Consider the following 20,875-nt stretch of genomic DNA (forward strand, 5'->3'; position numbering starts at 1 on the left):
CTCGCGTACCATCGACCCGGAAGTGCGCGAATAAAAAAAGAGGTTCGACAATGTGGCGCCTCAATGAATTTAATCTGGACTGAGGTTTAACGCCCAATGCTCAAGAATGCTCCGTTACGTTTGAAACTGCTGTTGATCCTGGCACTTCCCCTGCTCGGTTTTTTGCTGTTGTCCGGTCTGTTTGTCACGAGCAACTATGCAACGTTGCGTGACATGAATACGACGGTAACGGCCAGCTCCACCGCTCAGAAGCTCAGCCAGCTGATCACCGCACTGCAACGCGAACGGGGTGCCAGCGGTGTTTTCCTGGGCAGCGGCGGCAAGTCCATGGCCGAGCAGATGGCGCAGTTGCGCAAGGACTCCGACGTGTCGATCGCAGCCGTGCGCGGGCTGGCTGACCGGGGGAACAGCCAACTGGCAGAGGCCGCCCGGGCGCTGGAAAAGGTCATGGCGACGCGCGCATTGGTCGATAAATTGAGCATCAACGACGTCGACTCGGGCGCACGTTACACCGCGATCATCAATCTCCTGATTGGTTACACCCACTCCCTGGAAGCCAGCGTCAACAACGCAACGGTGATTCACGCCCTGAGCGCACTCAGCCAGTTCATCGAAATGAAGGAGCGGGCCGGACGCGAGCGGGTGCTGCTGGGTCTGGTGTTCAATCAGGGCCATTTCGACGAAACCTTGTTGTCGCGTTTCAGCAGCAACCTGGGAGAGTTCTCCGCGTATTCGGATGCTTTCCGGCGCAAGGCGCCGCCGGCCTTGCTGAAACAGTTCGATGAACAGATGCAAACGCCGGTTGCCCTCGAAGTCGGAAAATTGCAACGCCTGGCCTTCGAGGTGCCATTAGGACAAGCGCTGAACATCAAACCCGAGGCGTGGTTTCAAACCTCGACCCAACGCATCGACCTGATGAGCCGGGTGGAGGAAACCCTGGGGCAAAGTGTCGGCAACCTGGCGATGCATGAACGCGATCTCGCCAGTCGAGCCCTGTGGCTGACCGTTGGCGCCGTGGTCGTGGCGCTGCTGGTGGTGGCGCTGCTGTCCTTCATCATCATCCGCACCATCAACCAAGCGGTCAGCGACGTCAACCGGGTACTGGACGGGTTGGCACAGCGCGACCTCACGGCGCGCGCCACCTATGAGAGCAAGGACGAGTTCGGCCAGATCTCCCTCAACCTCAACCGCATGGCTGAGGAGATCCGGGGCGTCGTCGAGGAAATCGGCAATGCCACCGCGCAAGTGGCGACTGCGGCGGAAGAGTCTTCCGCAGTGACCATCCAGACCAGCCAGAGTGTTGGCCAGCAACGCCAGGGCACCGAACAGGTCGCGACCGCCATCAATGAAATGAGCGCGACGGTCCGCGAGGTGGCGCAAAGTACCAACGATGCCGCGCAGATGTCGCGCCAGGTCAACCTCAGCACAGAGCAAGGGCGCGCCGAGATCGAAAGCACCATCGGGCTGATCCGCCAGTTGTCCGGCCAGGCCGAGGACACTGCGCAGATCATCGGCAACCTGAAGGAGGAAAGCCATGCGATCTCCTCGGTGCTCGACGTGATTCGTGGCATTGCCGAACAAACCAATCTACTGGCGCTGAACGCGGCGATCGAGGCGGCACGGGCCGGGGAATTCGGACGTGGCTTTGCCGTAGTCGCTTCCGAGGTGCGCACCCTGGCGCAGAAAACCCAGGAATCCACGGGCAGCATTCAGCAGATGATCAGTAACCTGCAGGCCGGTTCGGAGCATGCGGTCAGCTCCATGCAACAGACCCTGGACAAGGCCCAGGATGGGGCGACCAAGGTTGAACGGGCGGGTGAATTGCTGGTGGAAATCGCTGACGGTGTCGCCCGCATCAACGACCGCAACATTCAGATCGCCTCTGCGGCCGAAGAACAGAGTGCCGTGTCGGAAGACATCAATCGCAATGTGAACGAGATCAACGACCTGGTGATCCAGGTGAGTGCCGGTGCCGAACAGACGGCCATTACCAGCCAGGAACTCGCACGCCTGGCGGAGTACCAGCAGCAACTGGTCAATCGTTTCAAGATGGCCTGATCGCTGATCGGCCAGCCCCTGATCAGTCGCCACCGGCAAGAAAGCGGTCGCGACTGTTGGTCAGGTGCAGCCACATGGCGGCCCTTGCCGCATCTGCGTCCTGACGCTTGATGGCGTTGAGAATCGCCTCGTGTTCGAGGTTGGCGAGCTGCCCCAGCTTGCTCAGATCCGCGGCGCCGCGTTCGGCGGCATTGACCCGGGTCCGTGGAATCATCGCACTGCCCAGGTGCTGCATGATTTCGCTGAAGCAGACGTTGCCGGTGGCTTCGGCGATCAGCAGGTGAAAGCGCCGATCGGCCTCGACGCAACTGTCGTTGTTGGCGAGCAGGCTTTGATAATCGTCCAGGGCCTGGCGCATCTGCCCCAGTTGCGATTCGGTGCGGCGCACGGCGGCCAGCGCAGCCGCCTGGGTTTCCAGCCCCAGGCGTAACTCCAGAATGCTGCGCACCCCCAGCGCGGTCTCGACGTTGAGTCGCAACCCCTGCTCCGGCGCGCGCTCGATGACGAAGGTGCCGATGCCATGCCGCGTCTGCACCAGCCCCGACGCCTGCAACTTCGAGATCGCCTCGCGCACCACCGTGCGACTGACTCCGTGTTCGGCAACGATGCTGTTCTCCGACGGCAACTTGTCCCCCGGCTGCAACTGGCCGAGCAGGATGCTCTGGGTCAGTTTGTCGACCAGGTCATGGGCCAGGTTGTGGGTGCGCTTGCGGGCAGGCGCTTCCAGGTCTTCTTGCATGGGGATCTTCCAAAGTTGCCGTTGACGGAATCCTAGCACCGCAGACGAACGGAAGCCTCAACAAACACCCCTCAACTTGTATGACAACACTCAACAATTTCAGCAAAATCAGAGAAAACCCAGCGACAATCATTGAGCAAAAAATCCAAAAAACCCTGATTAATCGCCAAATCATTGGACAATGACGCTTGCGAAACAAAAAAACGCAGTTGTATGATGTCCAGCAACAACGCAGCACCCCGCATAAAAATAATCAGTGGGAGACATCAAGTGAAAACACCCCTCACCGGGATGCACGACGGTATCGATCCGGTCCTGCAATCCGCCATCTCGAAAGTGAAACGCCACGTTCTGCCGCTCTTCGTCATCATGTTCATCGTCAATTACATCGACCGTGTGAACATCGGTTTCGTCCGGACCCACATGGAGCACGACCTGGGCATTGGCGCAGCCGCCTACGGCTTTGGTGCCGGTCTGTTCTTCATCGGTTACGCGCTGTTCGAAGTGCCCTCCAACCTGCTGCTGCAAAAAGTCGGGGCCCGCGTCTGGCTGACCCGAATCATGCTGACCTGGGGCCTGGTCGCCGCCGGCATGGCGTTCATCCAGAACGAAACCCACTTCTATATTCTGCGATTTTTGCTCGGGGTGGCTGAAGCCGGGTTCTTCCCGGGGGTCATCTACTACTTCACCCGCTGGTTGCCCGGCGTCGAACGCGGCAAGGCGATCGCGATCTTCCTCAGCGGCTCCGCGATTGCGTCGTTGATCTCCGGCCCACTGTCCGGGTTGCTCCTGCAGATCAACGGGCTGGGCATGCACGGCTGGCAATGGATGTACTTCATCGAAGGCATGTTCTCGGTGGTCCTGTGCGCATTCGTCTGGTTCTGGCTCGACTCCAGGCCCCATGACGCCAAGTGGCTCAACCGCGCCGAACAGGACGCACTGGTCAAGGCCATCGACGCCGAGCAACTGGCCCGCGAAGCCGCAACACCGGTCAAGCCGTCCCTGGGCACGCTGCTCAAGGACCGTCAGATCATCCTGTTCTGCCTGATCTACTTCTTCATTCAGCTGACCATCTACGCCGCGACCTTCTGGCTGCCGAGCATCATCAAGAAAATGGGTGAGCTCAGCGACATTCAGGTCGGGCTGTTCAACTCGATCCCCTGGCTGTTGTCGATCGTCGGTATGTACGCCTTCGCCTCGTTGTCGGCGAAATGGAAACACCAGCAAGCCTGGGTGGCTGCCGCCCTGCTGATCGCGGCGGCGGGGATGTTCATGTCCACCACCGGTGGGCCGGTCTTCGCGTTCGTCGCGATCTGCTTCGCGGCGCTGGGATTCAAGTCGGCCTCCTCGCTGTTCTGGCCGATCCCCCAGGCCTACCTCGACGCCCGCATCGCCGCCGGGGTAATCGCGTTGATCAACTCGGTGGGCAACCTCGGCGGCTTCGTCGCCCCGACCACCTTCGGCCTGCTGGAACAACACACCGGCTCGATCCAGGGCGGGCTCTATGGTCTGGCGGCCAGTTCGATCATCGCCGCGATCATCGTATTCGCCGCTCGTAACACGCCCAAGGCCGCATCGCCGACGGCATCGGACAAACCTGCGCCCCAGCACGCCTGAATATTGCTTTTAAAAGGACAACAACATGACCGCACATGACACCGCCAAAGCCCCGATCATCACCAGCATGCAAGTCGTTCCAGTGGCTGGCCACGACGGCATGCTGCTCAACCTGAGCGGCGCCCACGGGCCTTTCTTCACCCGCAACGTCGTGATCCTCAAGGACAACGCCGGTCACACCGGGGTCGGCGAAGTACCGGGCGGCGAGAAGATTCGCCAGACCCTGGAAGACGCCCGCTCGCTGGTGGTCGGCAGCCCGATCGGCACCTGGCAGAAGATCCTCAATCAGGTGCGCCAGACGTTCGCCGACCGCGATGCCGGTGGTCGCGGTTTGCAGACGTTCGACCTGCGCATCACCATCCACGCCGTCACCGGCCTGGAAGCGGCACTCCTGGATCTGCTCGGCCAGCACCTCGATGTACCGGTCGCCGCCCTGCTTGGTGAAGGCCAGCAGCGCGACGAAGTGAAGATGCTCGGCTATCTGTTCTATGTCGGTGATCGCCAGCAGACTGACCTCGCCTACCGCAGCGAACCGGACGCCGACAACGACTGGTTCCGCCTGCGTCATGAAAAAGCCATGACCGCCGAGGCGGTGGTCCGCCTGGCCGAGGCCGCCCACGCTCGTTATGGTTTCCAGGACTTCAAGCTCAAGGGTGGCGTGCTCAGCGGCGACGAGGAAATCCAGGCCGTCACCGCGCTGGCCGAACGCTTCCCCGATGCGCGCATCACCCTCGATCCGAACGGTGCGTGGTCGCTGAAGGAAGCGATTCGTCTGTGCCGCGACCAGCACCACGTTCTGGCCTACGCCGAAGACCCTTGCGGCGCGGAAAACGGTTACTCGGGCCGCGAGGTCATGGCTGAATTCCGCCGTGCCACCGGCCTGAAGACCGCAACCAACATGATCGCCACCGACTGGCGGGAAATGGGTCATGCGATCCAGTTGCAATCGGTGGACATCCCGTTGGCCGACCCGCATTTCTGGACCATGCAGGGTTCGGTTCGCGTGGCGCAGATGTGCCATGAGTGGGGCCTGACCTGGGGCTCGCACTCCAACAACCACTTCGACATTTCCCTGGCGATGTTCACCCATGTCGCGGCAGCGGCACCGGGCGACATCACCGCCATCGACACCCACTGGATCTGGCAGGACGGCCAGCGCCTGACCAAGGCTCCCCTGCAGATCGTCGACGGTTGCGTGCAGGTGCCGAAGAAACCGGGACTGGGCGTCGAGCTGGACATGGACCAACTGGCCAAGGCCCACGAGCTGTACAAGGGCATGGGACTGGGCGCACGCAATGACAGCGTGGCGATGCAGTTTCTGATTCCGGGGTGGACGTTCGATAACAAGCGGCCGTGTCTGGTGCGGTGATCGGCACCCTGCAATGCGATCCATTGTGGGAGCGGGCTTGCCCGCTCCCACAGGTGCCTTCGCTAGTGAGGGAAAGCCACCTGCAACAACCATCCCTTGAACGCTGCCATCGCCGAGGTTTCCACTCGCGATTGCAAACGGGTCAGCCAGTAGCTGCCGGTGGTGATACCGATGGCGAACGGCTGCTCGATGGCGCCTGACGCCAACTGCCGGGCAAACATCAGCGGCGGCGCCAGTGCCACGCCCGCGCCCTGCAGCGCGGCTTCCATCATCGCCAGCGACGAATCGAAAACGATGCTGCGCGTCGCGACATGAGGTGCCAGGCCGGTGGCCTGAAACCATTCCGGCCACTCGTCCGTGCGGTAGGATCGCAGCAGGGTTTGTTGTAAAAGGTCCTCCGGCGCCAGCAATTGCCGGGCAATCTGCGGCACGCACAACACCGACAACGGCGCCTCGATCAGGCGTACCGCTTCAATCCCGTGCCAGGCACCGGCGCCAAAGCGGATCGCATAATCCAGGCCTTCAGCGGCAACATCCACCCGATTGTTGTGGGTCGACAGGCGCAAATCTATGAAGGGATATTTCGCCTGGAAGTCGGCCAGTCGCGGCAACAGCCAACCCACCGCGAAAGTCCCCACCGCGCCCACCGTCAACACTTCGCGAAAATGCCCGCCCTCAAAACGCTCCAGGGTCTGCGCGATGCGGTCGAACGAATCGCGCAGTACCGGCAGCAGGGTCTCCCCCTCGCTGGTCAGCATCAGCCCGCGTGGCAGGCGCTTGAACAGCGTCACCTTGAGCTGGGCCTCCAGGCTTTTGACCTGATGACTGACCGCCGCCTGGGTGACACACAACTCCACCGCCGCCCGGGTGAAACTCAGGTGCCGCGCCGAGGCCTCGAAAGCCCGCAGGGCGTTGAGCGGTAGTTGCGGACGAATCATGCCGACTCCCAAATTTTTCTAATGACTGGGCCGAGATAAGGTCGTTTGTAGTAGCCCGGCAAAGTGAATAGATTTTGCCACGCTCAGCGGCGGCCCGTTCGACATCCGCCTGGAATGAGCAGGACCACCCGATAAAAACTACAGGGACAGCGGCGCACACATGCACAACCTAAGACTCAGCAAGGCCTTATCCTACAGTGTTTTCGGACTTCTTCTCGGTGCAGGTCACTGCATGGCCGGCCAGGCGACGGACTCACAGATCGAAGCTGCGGTGAACCGCGCCGTCCTGCCCGTCATGCAACAGCAGGGCATTGCCGGGATGGCGGTCGCCGTCACCGTCAACGGCAAGCCGCATTACTTTAACTACGGCGTGGCCTCGAAGGAAACCGCCCAGGCGGTCAGCGCCGACACCCTGTTTGAAATCGGCTCGGTGAGCAAGACCTTCACCGCCACCCTCGCCGCCTACGCCCAGGCCAGCGGCAAACTGTCCCTGTCCGACAAGGCCAGCCAAGTCTGGCCAGCCTTGCAGGGCAGCGCATTCGACACTGTCAGCGTGTTGCAGTTGGGCACCTACTCGGGCGGTGGATTGCCGCTGCAGTTCCCGGCCGAGGCCGACTCGCCGCAGACAATGCTCAGCTACTTCAAACAGTGGAAACCGCTGTATGCCCCCGGCAGCCATCGCCAGTACTCCAACCCGAGCCTGGGGCTGTTCGGCTATCTCGCCGCGCGAAGCCTGGGTGTGCCGTTCGATGAAGCCATGGAAAACATCCTGCTGCCCAAGCTGGGGCTCAAGCACACCTTCCTCAAGGTGCCGCAGAATCAGATGAGTCTTTACGCACAGGGTTACAACAAGAATGACCAGCCGGTTCGGGTCGGCCCGGGGGCACTGGATTCCGAAGCTTACGGAGTGAAGACCAGCGCGTCGGACCTGCTGCGCTACGTGCAGGCGAACCTGGAGCCGGCCAGGCTGGAAAAAACCTTGCAGCAAGCCATCGCCATCACCCATACCGGTTACTACCAGGTGGGCGACACCACCCAGGGACTGGGCTGGGAGTTCTATCCGTACCCGGTCAAGCTCGACACCTTGCTGAACGGCAATTCGGCGCAGATGGCCTATGAAGCGAATACGGTGCAATGGCTCAATCCGCCCCAGGCACCTCGCCAGGACGCCCTGTTCAACAAGACCGGTTCAACCAGCGGCTTCGGCGCCTACGTCGCTTACGTGCCGCAAAAGCAGATCGGCATCGTGATCCTGGCCAACCGCAATTATCCGAACGCGGAGCGCATCCGGATTGCGCATGCGGTGTTGGAGGCCCTGTAGGAGCGAGCTCGCTCCGGGCGGCGTTCCGACGAAAAAACCGAGAGCGCCCCCGCGTCATGATCGTGACTGGATCAGTCCTGGCGCCTCCCGCAAGCTCGCTGCTGCAAGAGGTCCGGGGCGCACTCAATCATCCGGCTGCTCAGGTGGCTTGACCGGTTTCGCCGGCTTGGCGGGCTTGGCATTCTTGGCGCCCTTGGCCGGGGCGGCCTCGGCGGCGGGAGCTGGCGGTGGTGCGGCGGCCGCTGCTTCCTTCTCGGCCATTGGCATGGCGTCGATGGTGGCGAAGATTTTCTGCAGGTCCAGGGCCCTGGATTCTTCACCCGAGCTTTCGAGTTTCTTCTCGCCGTCCTTGCCCACCAGAATCACCTTGGGCAACGGCCCTGCGCCCAGCTTCAGTGCCCGGATCAGCGCCATGGTGTCCTGCTGGCCGATGTCCTTGCCGTCGAGCTGGCCGGACATGTTCAGCACGCTGTAGACCTTGATGTTGCGGTCGGCGATGCCCTGCTTGTTGGCCGGGTCGTCCAGCGCTTTCTTCAGGCTGACCCAGGTCGGGTCCACGGTGCTTTGGGCGATGACAATCAGCGGTCGGGCCAGGCCTTTGAAGACATCCAGCGGCGAGTCGCCATCGGCGGCGAACAGGGGACCGGTGAAGGCCAGCAGGGTTGTCAGGGTCAGAGACCTGATGAGCATGCGCATCTCCTTTTGATATCCACGCTCTAGTGATTGCGCATCGCGGCGATCGTTCCGGGTGACGCACCGCAATTGTGTTTCGCCATGTCCCAAGCTTAGGTCAGGGCGGTCAATGCGCAACAGCCTCATCGTTGACGATCCCGCCGGGCACCCTCGCGCCCACCGCGAGCGACACCATCGTGCAATGTCCTCCCCGCGTGCGTCCGTGCTGTGATGGCCAGGCAGGCAATCGGGACTTGTAACCCGACATTGCCACGCCCCCAGGATGTCCCATGCTCCGAATGGAGCCATCGATTTGCGAGGCTAACATGCTATTACCTCTGTCAACCTGGTCCGAGATCGAGCAGTTTCTCGAGCGCTCGCGCACCATCGTCATTCCCATCGGCTCGAATGAGCAGCACGGCCCGATCGGGCTTCTGGGCACCGACTGGATGTGCCCGGAGATCATCGCCCACGAAGCCCAGAGATCGGCGGACATCCTCATCGCCCCGACCTTCAACATCGGCATGGCCCAGCACCACCTGGGTTTCCCGGGAACCATCACCTTGCGCCCTTCGACCTTCATCGCCGCCATTGGCGACTGGACGCGCTCGCTGGTTGCCCATGGTTTCGAGAAGATCTTTTTCCTCAATGGCCATGGCGGCAACATTGCTTCGATCGAGGCCGCGTTCTCGGAGCTTTACGCTGAAGCCAGTTTCGCCCGGCGTCCGGCCGGGTTCTCGTTGAAACTGTGCAACTGGTGGGACCTCGATGGCGTCACCGCGCTGGCCAACCAACAGTTCCCGACCGGCCACGGCATCCATGCCACTCCCTCGGAGATTGCCGTGACCCAATGGGCTTACCCGGACTCGATCAAGTCGGCGCAGTACTCGCCGCAGATCGCCAATTCCGGCCCGATCCGCGAAGCCCATGATTTCCGTGCACGTTTCCCCGACGGCCGGATGGGCTCGCACCCGGCCCAGGCGACCCCGGAAAAAGGCGGCCAACTGGTCATGCTGGCGGCCCAAAGCCTGATTCGGGAACTGGATGCGTTCAGTCGCGAACAACCTCCGCGCTAACGCTGCGCGACTTGCCCCAGCTAACAAGCGCTAACAGCGGATAACTGGTGATCCCGGCGCTTGCGCATCACTCTTGAGCCTGACCACTGCACCCATGGCGACCTGGCTTGCTGCCGTTGACCATGAACAGTAGAACCCAAGGCTCAAGAGGGATCCGATCATGGCCGAGCATTATCGCGGTAACTGTCTGGACAGACACGAACGTCCCGCAAATGACGAACTCTGTGCCTTGATGGCGGATGTCCTCGAACACGACGCGCCCGCCTCATTGCAATTGATCGCCACCGTGACGCCGCTGTTGCTGGCGTTTTTCGAAGGGCAGGTACAGGCCGCCCGGGTCGAACGTGACAACGTGGAAGCGCTGGTCCAACAAGCGTTCCTGACGCTCTACCAACGTCGCGCCGCCTACGACTCGACCATTCCGTTTCGCGCGTGGCTGATCGAAACGGCCCGCGACACCCTGCTCGAGCATCTTCGCAGCCAGCATGGCGCGCAGGTCGCCACCCCGCTGCCCAGCGTCCCCCTGCTGAATCGCCATGCCGCTCTGCGGGCCATTTGAAGACCACCCGAATGCCGTCTGCGCGCATCAGGAAATGTTCATGATCAGTATCGAAAAAGTCCTCTATACCAGCCATACCCATACAACGGGCGGGCGCGAAGGGACAGGACGCAGCCACGACGGTCGACTGGATCTCAAACTCTCCGCGCCCGGAGCCCCTGGCGAAGGCACCAATCCGGAGCAACTGTTCGCCGTGTGCTGGTCAGCCTGCTTCCTGGGTTCGCTCCGTCACGCCTGCAACGCTCGCAAGATCAGCTTTCCGGCGAACGCCGCGGTCGATGCACAGGTCGATCTGGTGCATGGTGAACAGGGCTTTTTCCTGCAGGCCCGACTGGCCGTATCACTGCCCGACATCGCAGCGGATATAGCGCAGCAGTTGGTCGACGCGGCCCACCAGAACTGCCCGTACTCCAAAGCCACCCGCAGCAACATCGACGTCAGCCTGTCCCTCGCCTGACCTTTCGCCATGCGCCCCTCCCCCACCCGCACGATGCTCCGATCCGTCTCCCCCGCCCGACCGATCGGGGTACTTGAACGTTGAATCAAAACACCTATGATGCAGTCTTGCGTGCGCCTTTCACTTGCAGCGAAAACACAGCCCCTTTCAGAGAGCGTTCCTTGTGGAGACCGTCCCAGACGATTTGCATGAATCCCTGAACCTGCAACTCGCCTTTGGTCCCTTTTGCGTCACGCCGGGCAAGCGCCTGCTCACCAGGAGCGGCTCTGCGGTGGAGATTGGCGGACGGGCCCTGGACCTGCTGATTGCCTTGCTCGAGCGCCCTGGCCGGGTGCTGTCCAAACACGAATTGATCAAACAGGTCTGGCCCGACGTCGTGGTCTCCGAAGGCAGCCTGCGCTTTCACATGACCGGCCTGCGCAAGCTGCTCGGTGACGGCGAAGACGGCGCGCGTTACATCACCACGCAGGTGGGCGTCGGCTACGCCTTCGTCGCCCCCATCGAACGCTTGCAGCTCGATGACGGCCCGACGGTCAGCCCGCCCATTGGCGCCCAGGCCGCCAGCCAGCGCCCGGCCAGTGGCGTCGGCAGTTTGCCGCCCCGCGCCAGGCTGGTCGGTCGCGACGAGGCGGCGCAAATGCTCGTCGAGCGTCTGCTGGAGCCCAAGCTCTTCACCCTCGTCGGCCCCGGCGGAGTCGGCAAGACCAGCCTGGCCATCGAGGTCGGGCACCGGATCTGCGCCGGTCACCCGGAACGGGTCTGCTTCGTCGACCTCGCCCAGGTCGAGGATGCCACTCTGGTGGCCTCGTCGCTGGCCGCGGCGCTGGGCATTTCCGTGCAGGCCGACGACCCGCTGCACGTGCTGCTCGCGCACCTGCAGGCGCGCAAGCGGGTGCTGATCATCGACAATTGCGAGCACCTCATCGACGCCGTTTCAGCCATCGTCGAACGGATACGCACAGCGGCGCCCGAGGTGGCCTTGCTGGCCACCAGCCGCGAACCCTTGCGCGCCCTTGGCGAACACACCCACTGGCTCAGCCCCCTGGGCTTTCCGGCTGAGACCCAGACGCTGAGTGTCGACAAGTTGCTGGCGTTTGCGGCGGTGAAGCTGTTCGTCGAGCGCGCCCTGTCGGGCAACGCGTCACTGCAGTTGGAAGCCGGCGATGCGCAGATGATTGCCGACATGTGTCGCCGTCTGGAGGGCATGGCGCTGCCCATCGAACTGGCCGCCATGCGCGTTGCCACGCACGGCGTGCAAGCCACCCATGCGCTGCTCGGCGAGCGGTTTTCCCTGGGCTGGTCGGGGCGGCGAACGGCGTTGCCGCGCCACCAGACACTGCGCGCGATGCTCGACTGGAGCTACGCCCTGCTGTGCGACGGGGAGCAACTGGTGTTCGATCGCCTGGCGATCTTCGTCGGGCCGTTCTCGCTGCAAGCCGCCTCGCAGATTCTTGCCGACGGACAGATCGACTCGGTCACCGCCGCAGCGGCGCTGGATGAACTGGCGGCCAAGGGGCTGGTCGCCGTCGATCACAGTGACGCCATGGCGACCTATCGCCTGCTGGAGATGACCCGCGCCTATGCCCGGGAAAAACTCGCGGAACGCGGCGAGGCCGAGGCACATGCCCTGTCCTTCCGGCACGCCGCTTATTTCACCGGGCTGCTCGATCACCTGGGGACGACGCCCGGGGAGATCTATGAAAGCTGCTCGCGCCTCGCCAGCCAGCTCGGCAATATCAGGAGTGCGCTGGAATGGAGTTTCGGCCCCCAGGGCGATCCGGGCCTCGCGCTGCCACTGGCGGCGGCCAGTGCCCGCCTGTTCCTGCATTTTTCATTGATGGTCGAATGCCGGGCCTGGTGCTCCCGGGCAACCGAGTTGCTGGAACTGGGCTACTTCGGCACGCCGACAGAAATGGAACTGCAGGCTGCCCTGGGGTTGGTGCTGATGTTCACCCGGGGCAACAGCGAAGCGGCGCAGAAGGCATTGCTGCGGGCACTGGACATCGCCCTGGAACTCGGCGACCACTGGTCACAGTTGCGCCTGCTCGGGCGCCTGCAGATCTTTTCCGAACGCATTGGCGACTTCCCCTCGTCCCTGACCTGGGCCGAAAAAGCCGTGGAGGTGGGCAACCTGATCGGCAAGCCCGAAGCCATCGCCGTCGCCGCGTCATTGGCCGGCATTTCCCACCACCTGCTCGGCCACCAGCAACGGGCGCGCGAGGCGCTGGAAAAATCCCTGCGCCACAGCTTGCCGTCCGAACGCAGCAGCACCGTTCATTACGGCTTTGACCACCGTAACCGTACCGGCCTGGCGCTGGCGCGCACGCTCTGGTTGCTCGGCTTTCCCGATCAGGCCAGACGCTGGGCCGAACAGGTCGAAGCCGAGGCCGCCGCGCTGGACCACTCGGTGACCTACTGCATCGCCCTGGTCTGGACGCTGTGCATCTACATCTGGACCGGTGATCTGGACAAGGCTGCAGCGCGCCTGCAAACCTTCAGCACCATCGCCGAAGCCAATGCCCTGGCGCCTTACGTCGCGGCGACCCTGGGCGTGCAAGCGACCATTGCGATACGTGGCGGGCAACCCGGCAACGCGGTGGCCTTGCTCGAAGAAAGCCTGGCGCGGCTGCAAGGCATGCGTTACGAACTGCTGACCAGTTCCTTCGAAACGGCACTGATCGAAGGTCTGGCATTGAGCGGTCAACACGAAAAAGCGCTGTGTCAGGCTGAACGGACCATCGACCACTGCCGTCACAGTGGCGACGCCTACGCCCTCCCCGAACTGCTGCGCATCAAGGCGAACATCCTGAAGGCCCTGGAACCGGCCAATGCCCTCGTCACCCAGGACCTGCTCATCGAGTCGATCACGCTGAGCCGCCAGCAAGGGGCTCGCTCATGGGAACTCAGGACATCGATGGACCTCGCTCGCCTGTGGCTGGAACAGGGCAGGACGGCCCAGGCCAGGGAGCTGCTGACCGCCTGCCGCGAACAGATGATCGAAGGCCACGACAGCCTCGACATGCGGCAGTTGGAAACGCTCTGGCGCAGCGTGCCGAACTGACCGGCAGACCGGCTCAATCGGCCTGAGGCGAAAGCAGTGCGACCTTTTTCACCAGATCGGCCAGCGAGCGCGCCTTCATCTTGCGCATGACCCTGCCGCGATGGGCCTTGACCGTGATTTCGCTGATGCCCAGATCAGCAGCGATGACCTTGTTCATACTCCCCGCCACCACCTTGTCCAGAACCTCCTGCTCACGAGGGGTCAGGGTCGCGTGGGCCTCGCGCACCACACGCAGTTCGCCCTCGCGTTCCAGGGCGACACGGCTGCTCTGCAAGGCGTCGGCGATGGCAGTCAGCAGGACTTCATCATCGAACGGCTTGGTCAGGAACTCCACCGCCCCGGCCTTCATGGCCCGTACCGAGCGCGGCACGTCGCCGTAACCGGTGATGAAGATGATCGGTATTCTCGGGCGGTCGCCGGCAATCGCGTTCTGCAGATCCAGCCCGTTGAAGTCCGGCAGGTTGATGTCGAGCACCAGGCAACTGGGCACCAGCGGTCGCGGCTCGGCGAGGAAAGCCTGGGCGGACTCGAACAATTGCGGTCGCCAGCGGGCCTGGCCGATCAGCAGCTCCAGCGACTCGCGCACGGAAATATCGTCATCGACCACAAACACGATGGGCGTGCTGTTCGTCGCGGTGTTCGCCTGTTGCGCGGCTGACACGTTATTGGCATTCAACAGACTGTCTCCTCATGGATGGATCGGTGCTCAACTGACCGGCAAGGCGGCGCTGAGCGCCTTGAGCAGCTCCGCCTCGCTGAACGGCTTCATCAGGCAGTCCACCGCGCCCTGACTCATCAGGAACGGACGTTGCCCGGCATCGCCCAACGCGGTGATGAAAATGATCGGGATCGCGCAGTGCTGCAAAGCGAGCTCCCTTTGCAGCTCCGGACCGGACATGCCTGGCATGGCGACGTCCAGGATCAGGCACCGCGTCAGTTCCAGATACCCGGACGACAGAAACGCCTGTGCCGACGAAAAGGCTTGCACCGCAAAACCGAACTCCTTGAGCAGATCGGGTAACGCCTCGCGTACCGACTCGTCGTCGTCAACCACTGATATGAGCAATGGCTTGTCCATCAAAAACCCTCTCTGGTGAGATCACGGTCGCTTCCAGCGTCCGGCCTTGGGGTGTCATTCATGTCGATGGCCTGGTCAGGTGCCGGTGGAAACGGGATCGAAAAGCGAAAGGTCGCCCCGGGCCCGAGCTCGTTCACTCGCGCCCACAAACGACCGTCATGCTTGTCGATGATCGAATGGCTGACGGACAAGCCGATGCCCATGCCTGACTGTTTGGTCGTGTAGAACGCGTTGAACAGGCGTTCGGCGTCCTGCGGATCGAAACCGGCGCCGTTGTCCCTGACCTCGAAATACACCTGACGGTCCTGTTGCCCGGTACTGACCTGCAGGTGCCTGGATCGGTCGGTGATGGTGTTCATCGATTCCTTGGCATTGAGAATCAGGTTGAGGATGACCTGCTGCAGCTGCACCCGATCGCCCCTGACCGGTGGCAGGCCATCGGCGAATACCGGATTGAGGATGACCCTGCCCCGCTGCAGTTCGCCCAGCAGCAGGGCGATGACCTCGCGCGCCGCTTCGTTGAGGTCGACGTCTTCCAGGCTGATGCTGTTCTTGGAGAACAACACCCGCAGGCGCTTGATGACATCGGCGGCACGATTGCCGTCGCGGATGGTGCGCCGCGCCGTTTCCAGGGCGCCGTCCACGTTCGGCGGGCTGGCACCGAGCATGCGCAGACAGGTGCTGGCATTGGTGATGATGCCCGCCAGAGGCTGATTGACCTCGTGGGCGATGGACGCGGTCAACGCCCCCAGGCTCGCCACCCGCGCCAGATGCGTCAGCTCCGAGCGAACCTCGCCCAGCGCGGTTTCGGAAAGCCGCCGCTGCGTCACGTCCTGCAAGGCGGCGATGTACTCCAGGCCGCCGTCTTCATCGGGTATCGCGTGGGCCACCAGGTGCACATGCTTGATCGTGCCGTCCGGCAGTTGCAGGCGGTGTTCGTGCTCGAAGTCGCGACCTTTCTTGCGCTGGCTGCGGATCATCTCCTTGTAACTGGAGAGATCGTCCGGATGGATGCGGGTGTACAGCAGGTCGAACGTGGGCCTCACGCCGGGGTCCAGGTCGAGTATCCGATAGACCTCCTCGGACCAGGTGATGCCGTCCGAACCCACACGCCACGAAAACGTCCCGGTGGAGCTCAGCCGTTGGGCCTTGGCCAGGAACGCCTCGCTCTGGCGCAGCGCCGCTTCGCCGCGCGCGCGGTCGATGGCGATGCTGGCAAGGTGGGTGAACTGGGCAATCAGGTTCTGCTGCCGGGCATCGGGCACGCCCGGTTCGCGAAACAGTACCGAAAGGACGCCGGTCACCTGACCGCTGATCGAGGCCACGGGAGTCGACCAGCAGGCCCGCAGGCCATGGGCCAACGCCTTGGCACACCAGCGCGGCCAGCGCTGCTCGCGGGTCAGGTCCCGGCAGATCACCTGTTGGTTGCGAATCGCGACCAGGGCGTTGGGGCATCCTGTCGCGTCCACGGGGTGACCGTCGGGAGCAGGGGTCAGGTCGGCTGGCAGATTCGGTGCAGCCCCCGGCAGCAAGCGGGGGACGGCTTTAGGCAGGCGATACGAAGCGTTGGGGTCGATCTGCACGATGCTGCACACGCCGCCGTCGAAGCTCGCTTCAACCAGAGCGCACAAGGCTTCGAGTATGAGCCTGAGCGGGGTGCCGCCGGCGATCAGTCCCAGCAGGTGCTTTTCCCCACCCAGCAGCATCTCGGCGCGTTTGCGATCCTCGATATCGGTATTTTCCCCGTACCAGCGCACCACCCGCCCCCACTCGTCGCGCTCCGGCACGGCACGCACCAGGAACCAGCGGAAGACCCCGTCGAAGCGGCGCAGACGGGCTTCGAACTCACCCGGCTCGCCCGACGCCAATACCCGCCGATAGGACGCGAGCGCATCGTGGTCTTGCGGATGGATCGAGGCCATCCAGCCGTCGCCGCACGCGTCGTGCAGGGCAATGCCGGTGTAGTCGCACCAGCGCTGGTTGAGAAAGCTGACATGACCATCGGGCGCGGCGCTCCAGACAAACCCTGGAACGGCGTTGATCAGGCTGCGAAAACGCGCTTCCGAGGCACTGATCTCGACCAGGGCCTGAGCGATCAATGCCTTGTCGCGCTTGTGTTCGTCGATGTCGACCGTGATCACCCACCAGCGAGTGATGCGACCGCTGTCATCGCGCATCGGAATGCCATTGGCAGCGAACCAGTGATAGGCGCCGTCCGCTCGGCGGATGCGCTGCTCCTCGTGAAACGGCTCACCGGTCGCCACCGCGTGCGACCAGCTTTGCATGACCCGGGGCTTGTCCTCGGGGTGAATGATTTCACTGGTGGTCCAGCCCCTCAGCTCCTCGAGTGTGGTGCCCATGTACTGGAGATTGTGGTTGTTCACGTACTCCAGCTCCCCGTCGGGCGACATCAGCGAAACCAGCGCGGGAATGCTGTCGATCAGCGTGCGCAGGTCAGGCTCGGTCGCAGGCGCGGGCGGGGTGATGACGCAATGATCTTCGATGTCGGTGGCGATTGCGCACCACCTGCCGCCTGCGCCGTCGGCCAGCGGGCCCACACGCAGGACGAAACGCCGGTAGACGCCATCGGCGCGGCGCAGGCGCGCGCAGAGGTCGCAAGGCTCGCCACCGGCGAGGTTGGCCTGCCAGCGCGCTGACACCTGTGACTGGTCGTCGGGATGAATGGCGCGCAGCCAGCCCGCGTCGAAGGCCTCTTCCCGGGCACGGCCGGTGTAGCGGCACCAGTATTGATTGACGGAGTCGACGCGGCCATCGGCAAGTGCAGTCCACACCACACCTGGCAGCACATCGATGACGCGGTCGAGCTCGTTGTCCATACCGATCCTGAGAGTGCGGTCGCCATTTTGCGAGGATGCCCCCGCCAGCCATACGCCGCCTATCATACCTTGGTGTCGCATGCCGACATCAGTGTAGCGGCGGGTGCGCAGGTCGCCGGGAGCGTCCTGGCCAGGCCAATAACACCTTGGTGCAATTGAGACCGCAGTGGGCGATTTGGTGAGATGAAATTTCCTCACACATCCAAAAAGGAAAACACCATGCCTGCTCCGACCGCCGCCGAGAATGTGCTCTACACCGCCAACGTTCACACCACAGGTGGCCGCGACGGTCATGCCCGCAGCCATGACGGGCGCCTGGACGTCAATCTCTCCAGCCCTGGATCGTCCGGGGCTGGCACCAATCCGGAACAGCTGTTCGCCGCCGGCTGGTCCGCGTGCTTCGAAGGCGCATTACGCCTGGCCGCACGGCGCATGAGCATCAACCTGCCGCAACCCGTTGCCATCGATGCGCAAGTGGACCTGTGCTCGGCCGAGGGTGCCTACTTTCTGCAGGCACGCCTGAATGTCAGCGTGCCGGGCGTGGATCGCGAGTCGGCCCAGGCCCTGGTCGATGCCGCCCATGAAACCTGCCCGTATTCGAAGCTGTCGCGCAACAACATTGCCGTGCAGATCACCCTCGCCTGAGTGGCTGCACCCCATCCGAACCGGGCGCTGAACCGAGCGCCCGGAACCGTCCCATGACCGTAGGGAGCTGATGATGAACAAGCTGACAACCGCCGCCGGTGCACCGGTGGTCGACAACAACAATTCACAAACGGCGGGCCCCCGGGGCCCGGTGTTATTGCAGGACGTATGGCTGCTGGAAAAGCTCGCGCATTTTGACCGCGAAGTGATTCCCGAACGACGCATGCACGCCAAGGGATCGGGGGCCCATGGCACCTTTACCGTGACCCACGACATCACCCGCTTCACCAAGGCAAAACTGTTCTCCCACGTCGGCAAGACCACCGATATCTTCGTGCGGTTTTCGACCGTGGCGGGTGAACGCGGCGCCGCCGACGCCGAGCGCGATATCCGTGGGTTTGCCATCAAGTTCTATACCGAGCAAGGCAACTGGGACCTGGTGGGCAACAACACGCCGGTGTTCTTCCTGCGCGATCCGCTGAAGTTTCCCGACCTCAATCGCGCGGTCAAGCGCGACCCGCGCACCAACATGCGCAGCGCCAACAACAACTGGGACTTCTGGACCTTGCTGCCCGAAGCTCTGCATCAGGTCACCATCGTCATGAGTGACCGCGGCCTGCCGCAATCCTATCGGCACATGCACGGTTTCGGCAGCCATACGTTCAGCTTCATCAGCCCGGACAACCAGCGTTCGTGGGTCAAGTTCACCTGGAAAACCGAACAGGGCATCGCCAACCTCACCGACGCCGAGGCAGGCGCCGTGGTCGCTTGCGACCGTGAAAGCGCGCAACGGGACCTGTACGAAAGCATCGAGCAGGGAAACTTCCCTCGCTGGAAACTGTTCGTGCAGGTGATGCCGGAAACGGACGCCGCCACCTACCCGATCAACCCGTTCGACCTGACGAAAGTCTGGCCCCATGCCGACTATCCGTTGATCGAAGTCGGCGTGCTGGAGCTCAATCGCAACCCCGACAACTACTTCGCAGACGTCGAGCAAGCGGCGTTCAACCCGGCCAACGTGGTGCCCGGCATCAGCTTCTCGCCGGACAAGATGTTGCAGGCGCGCCTGTTCTCCTATGGCGATGCCCAGCGCTATCGCGTCGGGGTCAACCACCATCAGATTCCGGTGAATGCGGCCCGCTGCCCGGTGAACAGCTACCATCGCGACGGCCAGATGCGCATCAATGCCAATGCCGGCAGTACCCTGGGGTACGAACCCAACAGTTACCAGGAATGGGTCGAACAACCGGACTTCCGTGAGCCGCCTCTGGCCTTGCAGGGCAGCGCCGATCACTGGAATCACCGCGAAGACGCCGACTATTTCTCCCAACCGGGGGCGTTGTTCCGCTTGATGGACGCGGCGCAGAAACAGGCGCTGTTCGACAACACCGCACGCGCGATCCAGGGCGCCTCGGCACAGGTGAAACAGCGCCATATCGACAACTGCACAGCGGCCGATCCGCAATATGGGTCGGGTGTGGCGCGGGCCATCGAAGCCTTGGGTTGATATCAGACCTGTGAGGGCGGGTTCGCTCCCACGGGGTTCAGTTGCAGGGCTGTGCATCAGCCACGCGCCATGAACTCCCGGGGCGACTCGCCCATCAGGCGGCGGAACATGGCGCTGAATGCGCTCTGGCTGCCATAACCCAGGTCACGGGCGATGCGGCTGATGGCCTGTCCTTTGTCGAGCCGGTCGATCGCCGTCGCCAGGCGGACCTGCTGGACCCAATGGCGGAAATTCAAGCCGGTTTCGTTCTGGAAAAGCCGGATCAGCGTGCGTGAACTGGCGCCGACCCGGCCCGCCCAATAATCCACCGAGTGGACGTGTTCGGGGTTCTCGAGAATGGCGCTGCAAACCGTCAGCAGTCGACGATCCCGGGGCCATGGAATCTGCAGGGGCAGGGTTCGGGCGACGTCGAGCTCGCTGAGGATCAGGGCCACGACGTGGGCATTGCGCCCCTCCGGCGGGTACTCGATCGATTGTTCCGCCAGGGTCAGGATCAATTCACGCAGCAAGGGCGAAATGTCCACCACCTTGCAACTGTCACCAAAACGCAGCGCCACCTCGGGTTCGATGTAGACCGAGCGCATGGTCACCGGGCTGAGCATGAGCTGGTCATGGACGATGTGCGGCGGAATCCACAACGCCCGTTTCGGCGGCAGTACCCACAACCCCGTCGGCGTCGCCACCCGCATCACGCCGCTGGAGGCGTACAACAACTGCCCGTGCCGATGGGTATGCGGCTCGTTGTACTCGCCCGTGTGCTGATTGCGCACCAGCACGGTCATCAGGCGCGGCACGTCCTGGTAGTCCAGGTAATTCTCGCTGCGCACCGACGGTGTTTCACGGTCGACGACGTTCCGCTCTGTTCGCTTCACTGGCTGAGGCTCGTGGGTTTGGGGGGGTGGTCGTGAGGCGAAATCATCAAAACACGCTCCGTCACCAGA

Annotated in this window: 17 protein-coding genes; 10 read left to right on the forward strand and 7 right to left on the reverse strand. The window is 63.0% G+C overall.

Annotated elements, in window-relative coordinates:
• The first annotated feature begins 96 nt into the window (after positions 1-96).
• A complete protein-coding gene (locus QIW53_RS10850; RefSeq protein ID WP_371049637.1) occupies positions 97-2,058 on the forward strand; it encodes a methyl-accepting chemotaxis protein in 1,962 nt (653 codons plus the stop codon).
• 22 nt (positions 2,059-2,080) lie between these two features.
• Here QIW53_RS10850 and QIW53_RS10855 read toward each other — a convergent pair whose 3' ends face one another.
• On the reverse strand, positions 2,081-2,797 hold the full coding sequence (locus QIW53_RS10855) for a FadR/GntR family transcriptional regulator (RefSeq protein WP_371049638.1): 717 nt from the start codon (positions 2,795-2,797) through the stop codon (positions 2,081-2,083).
• Between the two features lie 291 nt (positions 2,798-3,088).
• Here QIW53_RS10855 and QIW53_RS10860 point away from each other — a divergent pair, with 291 nt between their 5' ends.
• Positions 3,089-4,414 (forward strand): MFS transporter, encoded by a 1,326-nt coding sequence (locus QIW53_RS10860; RefSeq protein WP_371049676.1) that lies wholly within the window; start codon positions 3,089-3,091, stop codon positions 4,412-4,414.
• Positions 4,415-4,439: 25 nt separating this feature from the next.
• Positions 4,440-5,783, forward strand: a complete 1,344-nt coding sequence (gene gudD, locus QIW53_RS10865) for a glucarate dehydratase (RefSeq protein WP_371049639.1) — start codon at positions 4,440-4,442, stop codon at positions 5,781-5,783.
• 62 nt (positions 5,784-5,845) lie between these two features.
• Here gudD and QIW53_RS10870 read toward each other — a convergent pair whose 3' ends face one another.
• The gene (locus QIW53_RS10870; RefSeq protein WP_371049640.1) at positions 5,846-6,721 is read right to left on the reverse strand and encodes a LysR family transcriptional regulator; all 876 of its coding nucleotides are present in this window, start codon (positions 6,719-6,721) and stop codon (positions 5,846-5,848) included.
• A 160-nt stretch (positions 6,722-6,881) separates the two neighbouring features.
• Between QIW53_RS10870 and ampC the strand changes: the two genes are divergently transcribed.
• Positions 6,882-8,042, forward strand: coding sequence for a class C beta-lactamase (ampC, locus tag QIW53_RS10875; RefSeq protein WP_371049641.1), 1,161 nt, complete (start codon positions 6,882-6,884; stop codon positions 8,040-8,042).
• Between the two features lie 123 nt (positions 8,043-8,165).
• On the opposite strand, the gene QIW53_RS10880 is transcribed toward ampC, so the two are convergent.
• Complete coding sequence (locus QIW53_RS10880) at positions 8,166-8,732, reverse strand: DUF4174 domain-containing protein (RefSeq protein ID WP_371049642.1); 567 nt, start codon at positions 8,730-8,732, stop codon at positions 8,166-8,168.
• 308 nt (positions 8,733-9,040) lie between these two features.
• Here QIW53_RS10880 and QIW53_RS10885 point away from each other — a divergent pair, with 308 nt between their 5' ends.
• The 4 genes from QIW53_RS10885 to QIW53_RS10900 all read left to right on the forward strand — a co-directional run bounded on the left by QIW53_RS10885 (position 9,041) and on the right by QIW53_RS10900 (position 13,867).
• Complete coding sequence (locus QIW53_RS10885) at positions 9,041-9,790, forward strand: creatininase family protein (RefSeq protein WP_371049643.1); 750 nt, start codon at positions 9,041-9,043, stop codon at positions 9,788-9,790.
• Positions 9,791-9,950: 160 nt separating this feature from the next.
• A complete protein-coding gene (locus tag QIW53_RS10890; protein ID WP_371049644.1) occupies positions 9,951-10,349 on the forward strand; it encodes a sigma factor in 399 nt (132 codons plus the stop codon).
• Between the two features lie 40 nt (positions 10,350-10,389).
• Positions 10,390-10,806: an organic hydroperoxide resistance protein gene (locus QIW53_RS10895; RefSeq protein WP_371049645.1), complete on the forward strand. Its 417-nt coding sequence runs from the start codon at positions 10,390-10,392 to the stop codon at positions 10,804-10,806.
• A gap of 163 nt (positions 10,807-10,969) precedes the next feature.
• Positions 10,970-13,867, forward strand: coding sequence for an ATP-binding protein (locus QIW53_RS10900; protein ID WP_371049646.1), 2,898 nt, complete (start codon positions 10,970-10,972; stop codon positions 13,865-13,867).
• Positions 13,868-13,880: 13 nt separating this feature from the next.
• Here the strand turns inward: QIW53_RS10900 and QIW53_RS10905 are convergent, their stop codons facing one another.
• Genes QIW53_RS10905 through QIW53_RS10915 form a run of 3 tightly spaced genes read right to left on the reverse strand, consistent with a single transcriptional unit; the run spans position 13,881 to position 17,782 of the window.
• Entirely contained in the window at positions 13,881-14,543 is a 663-nt protein-coding gene (locus QIW53_RS10905) for a response regulator transcription factor (RefSeq protein ID WP_371049647.1), read from the reverse strand.
• Positions 14,544-14,573: 30 nt separating this feature from the next.
• Positions 14,574-14,945, reverse strand: coding sequence for a response regulator (locus QIW53_RS10910; protein ID WP_371049648.1), 372 nt, complete (start codon positions 14,943-14,945; stop codon positions 14,574-14,576).
• A complete protein-coding gene (locus tag QIW53_RS10915; RefSeq protein ID WP_371049649.1) occupies positions 14,945-17,782 on the reverse strand; it encodes a PAS domain-containing protein in 2,838 nt (945 codons plus the stop codon). Before QIW53_RS10915 ends, QIW53_RS10910 begins: the two co-directional genes overlap by 1 nt.
• 219 nt (positions 17,783-18,001) lie before the next feature.
• Between QIW53_RS10915 and QIW53_RS10920 the strand changes: the two genes are divergently transcribed.
• A complete protein-coding gene (locus tag QIW53_RS10920) occupies positions 18,002-18,427 on the forward strand; it encodes an organic hydroperoxide resistance protein (protein WP_371049650.1) in 426 nt (141 codons plus the stop codon).
• Positions 18,428-18,500: 73 nt separating this feature from the next.
• On the forward strand, positions 18,501-19,934 hold the full coding sequence (locus QIW53_RS10925; RefSeq protein ID WP_371049651.1) for a catalase: 1,434 nt from the start codon (positions 18,501-18,503) through the stop codon (positions 19,932-19,934).
• Positions 19,935-19,990: 56 nt separating this feature from the next.
• Here the strand turns inward: QIW53_RS10925 and QIW53_RS10930 are convergent, their stop codons facing one another.
• A complete protein-coding gene (locus QIW53_RS10930; protein WP_371049652.1) occupies positions 19,991-20,806 on the reverse strand; it encodes an AraC family transcriptional regulator in 816 nt (271 codons plus the stop codon).
• Positions 20,807-20,875: the final 69 nt, after the last annotated feature.

Source organism: Pseudomonas fluorescens, from assembly GCF_041354075.1.
Taxonomy (GTDB): Bacteria; Pseudomonadota; Gammaproteobacteria; order Pseudomonadales; family Pseudomonadaceae; genus Aquipseudomonas; species Aquipseudomonas fluorescens_CE.